Below are 8,777 nucleotides of genomic sequence, written 5' to 3' on the forward strand. Positions count from 1 at the left end.
CCCCAGGTCCTCAGACGAGCGAGAGGCCTCCGTCGGCCGTGAAGACGCTTCCGGTGACGAAGGACGCCTCCCCGCTTGCTAGGAAGACCGCCGCGTTGGCGATCTCCTCCGGGTTCGCGACGCGCTGGAGCGCATGCAGCCGCGCGGCGGCGGAGCGCTGTTCCTCGGAGGCGTTCCAGCTCCGGAACATGGGCGTGTCCGCGCCCCCGGAGACGAGCACGTTCGCGCGGATGCCATGCGGCGCGTACTCGGCCGCGACGGTGCGCGTGAGCCCGATGAGCCCCGTCTTCGCGGCGGCGTACCCGGACGTCCCGGGCATCGCCTTCGTGTACCCCACGAAGGTCCCGATGTTGATGACGCTCCCGCCCCCCGACTTCAACATCGCGCCCACCTCGTGCTTCGTCGACAGGAACGCGCTCACCAGGTACCCGTCGATCCACTCGCGGAAGCACGACGTGTCCAGTGTGTGCGTGGGCCCGCCGCCGAACGTCCCCCCGGCCGCGTTGACGCCGATGTCGAGCCTCCCGAACGTCTCCAGCGTGAAGCGGACCAGGGCCTCCACATCGCCCTCCTTCGTGACGTCCGCGGCATGGGCCACCACCTGCCCTCCCCTCTCCGCGGCCATGCGCGCCGTTTCTTCAAGCGGGCCGGTGCGTCTTCCGGCCGCCACCACCCGCGCACCCTCCCGGGCCAACGCCAGCGCCGTCGCACGGCCAATCCCTGAACCCGCCCCCGTCACCAGGGCGACCTTCCCTTCCAATCGATGCGTCATCTGACGGTTCTCCCGGACACTGGCCCGCTCGTGAGGTCGCGCCCGCGCAGGCCATCGCCGCGGCGCACGGTCCTCGTAGCGCCGCAGGGCACGTGCCCGCGCTCCGGTTCTTGCCGTCGAATCACGAACCCCGCGTGCCTCGCGCCGCCGGGCATGAAGCCCAGGTCAGCGCACGGGAACGGCGCTCAGGCCTGACGTGGCGCCGCGGCCGGCGTCGGCAGCACCGTGCCGCCGTACTGGCTCGCCGCCAGCGTGCCGCACGCCGCGCCAATCTCCTTGCCGCCCGAATAGCGCCGCGCGATGGGCGCCTTGAGAATCTGGAGGTGGTCGCGGAACGCGCTCAACTCCTCCGCCGTGGGCGGCAGGTACTTGCCCGTCGGGTCCGTCACGTCGATGAGGTCCACCTTGATGGGGATGCCCTCGAACGCCGCCTTCAGCGCCTCCGCGTCCTCGCGCTCCAGGTTGAAGCCCTGGATGGCCACGTAGGCAATCATCGCCCGCTCGCGCCGCGCCTCGCTGTACTCGCGGATGGCCTGGATCAGCTCCGGCAGCGGGTGCGTCTTCTCGATGGGGAGCACCTTCGCGCGCTTCTCCGGGATGGCGCTCGTCACGCTGAACGCCAGGCGGAACGGGTGCCCTTCCTTCGTGTAGCGGCGGATCGCCGGCACGTGCCCCGCCGTGGAGAACGTGATGGCCGTGCCGGAGATGGAGAACCCGGCAGGATGCGAGAGGATCTGCGCCGCGCGGATGGTCTCCTTGTAGTTGAGCAGCGGCTCGCCCATCCCCATGAACACCACGCCGCCCACGCGCCGGTCCGCCTCCGCGCGCACCTGCATCACCTGATCAAGAATCTCCCAGGTCTGGAGGTTGCGCTGGAAGCCCAGCTTGCCCGTCATGCAGAAGTCGCACGCCAGCGCGCAGCCCACCTGGCTGGACACGCAGACGACGTACTTCTCCTCGAAGATGGGGATGCGCACCGCCTCGATGCGGCCCCCCAGCGGCGACTCGAAGAGGTACTTCACGAAGCCGTCTTCCGCCTGCCGCCGCTCGACGACCTTGAGGGACGGCATCTCCGCCTGCGCGCGGAGCAGATCCGCGACCCGGCGCGGCACCTGGGGCGCCAGCGCGACGGCGTCCACCGTGGGACGGGCGTGGGCGAAGACGCCCGCGAACACCTTGCGCACCGCGGTCGCGGACGGCTGGGCCGGCGCGAGCGCTGCTTCCAGCTCCGGCAGCGACAGTTGTTTCAGGTTCACGAGCAGGACTTGATCTTCGAGCGCAGGAACTCGGTCAGCTTCGCCGACACCTCCCGAGGCATCTTCAGCGCCATGGCGCGCTTACAGAGGCCGGGAGTCGCCCGGTAGGTACTGAGGAATTCCTCGCAGGGCTTACAGCCCGACAGGTGCTCCTGCAGGTGCCGCGCCTCCTCCTCGGGCATCTCGCCTTCGAGGAACTCCAGCAGGAGGTTGATGGAATCTTTGCAGGTATACATCCGAACCTCGGCTGGCTGCGGCTCCCCTCGTTCCTGTTCGAAGATGCCGAGGCGCCCTGGGGGTTTCACGCCCCGCGATTGTCCCGGTTGTAGAACAGGTCGATGGCCTCTCGCAGCGCGAGCCGTGCCCGGTGCAGGCGGCTCTTGATGGCGGGGATGGAAGCCCCCGTCACTTCTGCGATTTGTTCGTAGCTGAGGCCGTCCACGTCTTTCAAGAGGAAGACTTCCCGGTAGCCCTCCGGCAACCGGTCGGCCGCCTGCTGGATTGCCTGCCCCAGCTCCGCGTCCAGCGCCTTCTCCTCCGCGTCCCGGCTCCAGTCCGTGACGGGGTAGTCCGCCAGGGTGCCCCGCTCGGTGAACTCGGGCGCCTGGAGCTCGGACTCGGCTGCCTGGGCCACCCGGCGGTGACGCAGGCGCATGAGGGCATGGTTGGCCGCGATGCGGTGCACCCAGGACCCGAAGGCCGCCTCGCCCCGGAAGTTCTTCAGGTGCTGGTAGGCGGACAGGAAGGTGTCCTGGGTGATTTCCGCCGCGTCCGCTTCCGAACGCGTCATCCGCAGGGCCAGGCCGTAGACCCGGTCCTGGTGCAGGCCCACCAGGGCCTCGAAGGCGGACACGTCGCCGTCCTGGGCGCGCGCCAGGAGCCGCCGGTCTTCTTCCTGCCGGTCATCTTCCTGGGGAGCCTCTTGGGACATGGCGTCTTCCACCCAACCAGCCAGAACGTTCCGCGTCAAGGACGACGGCGAGGCCGCCGGGCCACGAAGCGGCTGACGTGTCCACTGTCCCGGTCCCACAGCCGGAAGGGTTCAACGGCCCACGCCCCGGCGTACTCCACGCCAATGCGAGGCCCCCGCTCCACCCGCGCGTCCGGCACCGGCGTGCCCGGGAGAAGGTGCAGCCCGTCCGAGTCCAGCGGAAGGTCGTTGTGGTTCAGGTTCAGCCCCAGCACCCGGCACAGCCGCCCGGGCCCGTCCGTCCGCTCACCGGCCAGGATGCCCTCCACCGGCTCCACGCCCCGCACCAGCACCGCCGCCGCCACCCCGGGCCCATCCGTCACCACGTTGAAGCAGTGGTGCATTCCGTAGATGAGGTAGACGTACGAGCGCCCCGCCGGCCCGAACATCACCTCCGTGCGCGGCGTGCGCCCCTTGGATGAATGGCACGCCAGGTCGTGCTCGCCCAGGTAGGCCTCCACCTCCACGATGCGGCCCACCCGCCGGCCCCTCACCCCGTCCACGACCAGCAGGGTGCCCAGGAGGTCGCGCGCCACCTCCAGGGTCGGCCGCGCGTAGAAGGACAGGGGAAGGGGTTTCATGGGTGCGGAGCGTGACCGGACAGGGAGCCGGGGCCGGGGCCACCCACGACGCCAGGGAGGCTTGCCCGGGTGCGAAAGATGATGGCAGACGGCCTTATGCACAACCCACCGAAGGGCCGTCCCCTCTTCCGCCATGCCCTGCTCACCGGAGTGTTGTCGTTCGCGGTCCTGGGAGGGACCGGATGCGACAGGGAGTCCAGCATCACCGGCCACATGCGGGTGCGGCATGGCGAGGTCTGGGAGGATTTCCCCACGCCCGTGTCCAGCGTGTTCCTTCCGGATACGGTGTCGAACACCACGTTCTCCCTCGGCCCGGTCTTCACCTTCTGCAATTCGGACGACCTGTCGTCGGAGGAGCGCCGGGATGACGCCCGAGGCCTCTGCGTCTACGTGGGCTTCGACTCCTTCGCGAAGGGGAGGGGACCCGAGGAGTACGTCATCGACGGAGCGGTCCAGTTCCCGGCCAAGGGGTATGAGCCCCGCTCCGACGTCTACTTCGAGCCCGGCCCCGGGCACACGTCCGGGCTGAAGGAGGTCTGGACCCGGTCGTTCTGCCCGGATGCGGAACGCGACGAGACCACCCTCCAGAAGCTCTCTGGCCGGCTCGTGCTGGAGGAGAACTCCGAGGACCGGCTCCGGGGCCACCTGGAGCTGACGATCCAGGGGCAGACGGGCGGCACCTGCCCGGGGGATGCCGCCGAGGTCAACCTGGACTTCGACTTCCGAGACTGAAGGCGCCGTGCGCCCGGGAGCCAGGGGCGCGTGCACTTCGTCAACCACTGAGCGCTCGCACCAGACGAACGTCCAACGCCGCGTTTGCCAGACGGCTGACAGGCAGGCGTGTGCGCACCGCGTCTCGACAGCAGTTCACACCGGCCCGGGGCTGGGGCAGATTGCGCCGCATGTCCACTCCTGGCCGGCTCTCCGGTCTCCTGCTTCCCCTGTTCTCCCTGCGCTCGCGGACAGACTTCGGCATTGGCGACTTCGGCGCCATGGACGGCCTGTTCTCCTGGATGAAGGCCGCGCGTCAGCGCATGTTGATGGTGCTGCCCCTCCTGCCCACCGCGCCGGGGGACCCGAGCCCCTACGCCACGCGGTCCGCGTTCGGACTGAACCCGCTCTTCATCGACCTGGATCAGGTGCCGGAGTTCAAGGCCACCGGCGGCGAGGGCGCGCTCAGCGACGCGCAGAAGAAGCAGTTGGCGGAGGCCCGCGCCGCGCCGCGCGTGAGATACGACCTGGTGTTCCCGCTGAAGGACGCCGCGTTCGCGCGCGCCTTCGACCACTTCGAGCAGCACGAGTGGACGCCGCGCACGCCGCGCGCCCAGGAGTTCCAGAAGTGGCGCGAGGCGCAGGGCGAGTGGCTGGAGAGCTACGCCCTCTTCACCGCCATCAGCGAGAAGGAAGGCCGCCGGCCGTGGTGGGAGTGGCCCGAGGGGCTGCGCACGCGCCAGCCGGAGGCGCTCGCCGCCATCCAGAAGGAGGGCCTGGAGCGCCGCGTGCGCTACCACGCGTGGCTCCAGTGGCTGGCCGAGGCGCAGTGGAACCAGGTCCGCGCGCAGGCCAAGGCGAAGGACGTGCTGCTGTGCGGGGACGAGCCCTTCATCATCGGGCAGGACAGCTCTGACTGCTGGGCGCACCCGGACATCCTGCGCCGCGACGCGCGCCTGGGCGTGCCGCCGGACGACTTCTCCGCCACGGGCCAGGACTGGGGCCTGCCCTACTTCGACTTCGCCGCGATGGAGAAGGACGACTACGCGTGGCTGAAGAAGCGCGCGGCCAAGGCGGCCAGCTACTACGACCTGCGCCGCGTGGACCACGCGGTGGGCTACTTCCGCCAGTGGATCCGCGACGAGAAGAACCCCACCGGCTACTTCGTCCCCGCGGACGAGGCCACCTGGCGCCGCCAGGGCGAGAAGCACTTCCGCCTGCTGTCGGAGGGCGCGGGCATCGTCGCCGAGGACCTGGGCGTCATCCCCCCGTTCGTGCGCCAGATTCTCGCGGACCTGAAGCTGCCCGGCTACCGCGTGCTGCGCTGGGAGCGCGACGACAACACGTACCGCGACCCGCACGGCTTCCCCGCCGTGTCGCTGGTCACCACCGGCACGCACGACACGGAGCCGCAGGCCGAGTGGTGGGAGCAGGCGCGCGAGGACGAGCGCCAGAACGCCGCGCGCACGTGGCCGGAGTTCCAGGGCGTGGCGCTGACGCGCGAGTTCACCCCGGACATCCACCGCGCCACGCTGGCCGCGTCGCTCAACGCGGGCTCGGACCTGTGCGTGCTGCCGTGGCAGGACGTGCTGGGCACGCGCGACCGCATCAACCTGCCCGGCACCATGGGCGACGCCAACTGGGCCTACCGCATCGCGCAGAACACGGACGCGCTGCTCACGGAAGCCCAGACGAAGGACGCGGCGGAGCGCCTGGCGTGGCTCACCGCCTCGTCGCGCCGCTAGCCTGAAGCTTCCGCCCCGGGGCCGCTGGATGCGCGGCCGCCCCGGGCGCCGGAGCCGTGACGGGGCCGCCCTACTCCTGGCCGTTGTCCTCGATGCACTTCACCTGGCCGGGGAAGCCGTCGAACACGGCGCAGCGGCGGCCCGCCTTCGCGCACTCCAGCCGGTCGCAGACGTTCTCCACGACGCACAGGGGCGGCGAGCGGCCGAACTCCAGGAACAGCTCCGCGCAGAAGCGGAACGGATCCGCGCACCCGAGCGAGCCGCAGTAGGGCGTGTCGGAGAGGTTCTCTCCCTCCTTGAGTCGGACCACTTCGTCTTCGCTCACGCCGCAGCCGGTGACGAGCACCAGCGTGGCCGACAGCAACATCACGATTCGCCGGACCATAGGGGCCCGAATCTGACGCACCCCGGGCCCGGTTGCACGCGCCACGGCGGAGCCCGGGGGGTGGCGGACACTGCCCCCGTCCCCGAGGTCGTGGAATGCGACACTCGCCGCATAAAGAAACATTGCGAAACGCGTCAGGGGCTGGCCTTCCAGTAAGAAACGTGGCGTGGCCGACGTCCGACTCCTCCGATTCCGCTCCGCCGTGCCCCTCGCGCTGACCGTGCTGTTGACGGCGTGCGCCACCACCTCCAATCAGCCCACCGGTCCCAAGGTGAAGTCCCTGGACATCGAGGGGGCGAAGAAGGTGGACGACGGGGACATCAAGGACCGCATCCTCACGTCCTCGACCCCGTGGTACGCGTTCTGGCCCTTCGGCAAGGCGCACTACTTCGACACCAACGCGTGGCAGGCGGACCTGCGCCGCATCGAGCGCTTCTACCAGGCGGAGGGCTTCTACCAGGCGCAGGTGGAGTCCAACGAGGTCATCCCCGACGGCGACAAGGCCGTGCGCCTCAAGGTGGTGGTCAACGAGGGCGAGCCCACCCTCATCGACCGCATCGAACCGCACGGCCTGGAGGCCCTGAGCGAGGGGCCGGACCAGCCGTCGCAGCGCGAGCGGGAGCGCATCCTGGAGGAGCTGCCGGTGAAGCCCGGCGACGTGTTCCGCGAGGACACGTGGGTCACCACCAAGGACCTGGTGCTCCAGCGGCTCAAGGACCTGGGGTACGCGGAAGCCGAGGTCGGCGGCGAGGTGCGCGTGGACGTGGCCACGCAGAAGGCCGTGGTGGACCTGCAGATTGCCCCGGGCCTGCGCTACCGCTTCGGCAACATCTTCATCGCCACGGACGCCAACCCCCAGGTGCCGCCCCGGCGCATCATCGAGCAGGCGCAGGGCGCCGTGCACAAGGGCGCCTTCTTCAGTGAGGCGGCGCTGGCGGAGGCGCAGGCGCGCGTCTTCCGCATGGGCGTCTTCGGCGCGGTGAAGGTGAACCGGGGCGCGCCGGACCGGCAGAACGCCACGGTGCCGGTGGTGGTGGACGTGCGCGAGTCGCCCTTCCGCTCCATCCGGCTGGGCGGCGGTATCGGCGTGGACGCCGCGCGGCAGGAAGGCCGCGTGCTGGGCGAGTGGACCAACCGCAACTTCCGCGGCGGCCTGCGAAGGCTCACGCTGCGCGGGCGCGTGGGCTACGCGTTCATCCCCAACGTGCTGGCGGGCATCCGGGGTGACGAGGGGTCGCAGGACGGCCCCATCTTCAACTTCACCACGGAGTTCGAGCAGCCTCGCTTCCTCTTCCGCGACGTGGCCCTGCAGGCCTCCGTCACCGCGGAGAAGGGCCTGCAGCAGGCCTATTCGTTCTACGGCGGCTACCTCAAGACGGGCGTCATCTGGACACCCCACCCGTCCTTCTCCGTCTTCCCCTCGTACAACCTCCAGCTCTACCGGCTGACAGGACAGGTGAGCCTGGAAGAGGGCGTCCCGCCCATCACCCTCGGCTGCGAGAACGCGACGGACGCGACCTGCGACCAGGCGCTCAGCTTCCTGGAGGTGGCGTTCGCCTGGGACCGCCGCGACGACCGCACCGAGCCGCGCGACGGCTACTACGTGGGCTTCTCCGTGCAGAAGGGCGGCGGCCCCTTCTTCGGGCAGTACGACTACGTCCGGCTCCTGCCGGACCTGCGCTACTACCACTCCATCGGGGAGAAGAAGGACCTGACGCTCGCGGTGAAGGTCCGCGCGGGCACGCTGAACCCGGCGGGCGGCGGCCAGAGCTCCATCGTCACCCGCTTCTTCTCCGGCGGCGCCACCTCGATGCGCGGCTTCAACGGCCAGCGGCTGTCGCCCATGACGCCGCTCGCGCCCACCTACAAGGAGGACGACGACGGCAACACCCTGGTGGACGAGGACGGCAACCCCATCCTGGAGTCCTGGGACACCGTGCCCGTGGGTGGCAACAGCCTGGTCGAGACCTCCGTGGAGATGCGCTACATGCTCACGGACGCCCTGATGGTGGCGATCTTCTACGACTCCGGCCTCGTAGGCACGGAGGCGCTGTTTGGCAAGAACGCCGCCAGGCTGTTCGGTCCCGAGCACTACCACGCCGTGGGCGCCGGTCTCCGCTACCTCACGGTGGTGGGCCCCATCCGACTGGACATCGCAAGGCGCTTGAACATCGGGCGGGGATTGCCCGTCAGCGATCCCGGATACATCTATCCGTCCTCCGGTGGATGCCTGGGCTTTGGGCGCAAGTTCGACAAGGCCTCGACCTCCGCGGATGCAGCGTTCGCGGGTGCCCCTGAAGGGCTCTGCGCGGTTCATATCTCCATCGGAGAGGCGTTTTGAGCGACCCCACGAGCCC

9 protein-coding genes are annotated in these 8,777 nt (G+C 69.9%); 3 read left to right on the top strand and 6 right to left on the bottom strand.

The window, feature by feature from the left end; translation table 11 throughout:
- Positions 1-10: 10 nt before the first annotated feature.
- The 5 genes from D7W81_RS36925 to D7W81_RS36945 form a co-directional block, all read right to left on the bottom strand.
- On the bottom strand, positions 11-772 hold the full coding sequence (locus tag D7W81_RS36925) for an SDR family oxidoreductase (protein ID WP_120560069.1): 762 nt from the start codon (positions 770-772) through the stop codon (positions 11-13).
- Between the two features lie 185 nt (positions 773-957).
- Entirely contained in the window at positions 958-2,028 is a 1,071-nt protein-coding gene (locus D7W81_RS36930) for a radical SAM protein (protein ID WP_120560070.1), read from the bottom strand.
- Entirely contained in the window at positions 2,025-2,264 is a 240-nt protein-coding gene (locus D7W81_RS36935; protein WP_014399836.1) for an anti-sigma factor family protein, read from the bottom strand. Before D7W81_RS36935 ends, D7W81_RS36930 begins: the two co-directional genes overlap by 4 nt.
- 65 nt (positions 2,265-2,329) lie before the next feature.
- Positions 2,330-2,959, bottom strand: a complete 630-nt coding sequence (locus D7W81_RS36940) for an RNA polymerase sigma factor (protein ID WP_120560071.1) — start codon at positions 2,957-2,959, stop codon at positions 2,330-2,332.
- A gap of 35 nt (positions 2,960-2,994) precedes the next feature.
- Complete coding sequence (locus D7W81_RS36945; protein ID WP_120560072.1) at positions 2,995-3,579, bottom strand: DNA-3-methyladenine glycosylase; 585 nt, start codon at positions 3,577-3,579, stop codon at positions 2,995-2,997.
- Between the two features lie 96 nt (positions 3,580-3,675).
- On the opposite strand from D7W81_RS36945, the gene D7W81_RS36950 reads away from it, so the two are divergent.
- Together D7W81_RS36950 and D7W81_RS36955 are read left to right on the top strand one after the other, a co-directional pair.
- A complete protein-coding gene (locus D7W81_RS36950; RefSeq protein WP_120560073.1) occupies positions 3,676-4,311 on the top strand; it encodes a hypothetical protein in 636 nt (211 codons plus the stop codon).
- 170 nt (positions 4,312-4,481) lie between these two features.
- Positions 4,482-6,035 (top strand): 4-alpha-glucanotransferase, encoded by a 1,554-nt coding sequence (locus tag D7W81_RS36955; RefSeq protein WP_120560074.1) that lies wholly within the window; start codon positions 4,482-4,484, stop codon positions 6,033-6,035.
- Positions 6,036-6,105: 70 nt separating this feature from the next.
- Here the strand turns inward: D7W81_RS36955 and D7W81_RS36960 are convergent, their stop codons facing one another.
- Complete coding sequence (locus D7W81_RS36960) at positions 6,106-6,420, bottom strand: hypothetical protein (protein WP_120560075.1); 315 nt, start codon at positions 6,418-6,420, stop codon at positions 6,106-6,108.
- 166 nt (positions 6,421-6,586) lie between these two features.
- On the opposite strand from D7W81_RS36960, the gene D7W81_RS36965 reads away from it, so the two are divergent.
- Entirely contained in the window at positions 6,587-8,761 is a 2,175-nt protein-coding gene (locus D7W81_RS36965; RefSeq protein ID WP_120560076.1) for a BamA/OMP85 family outer membrane protein, read from the top strand.
- The last annotated feature ends 16 nt before the right edge of the window (positions 8,762-8,777 follow it).

Origin of the sequence: Corallococcus aberystwythensis, from assembly GCF_003612165.1 — a bacterium.
Taxonomy (GTDB): domain Bacteria; phylum Myxococcota; class Myxococcia; order Myxococcales; family Myxococcaceae; genus Corallococcus; species Corallococcus aberystwythensis.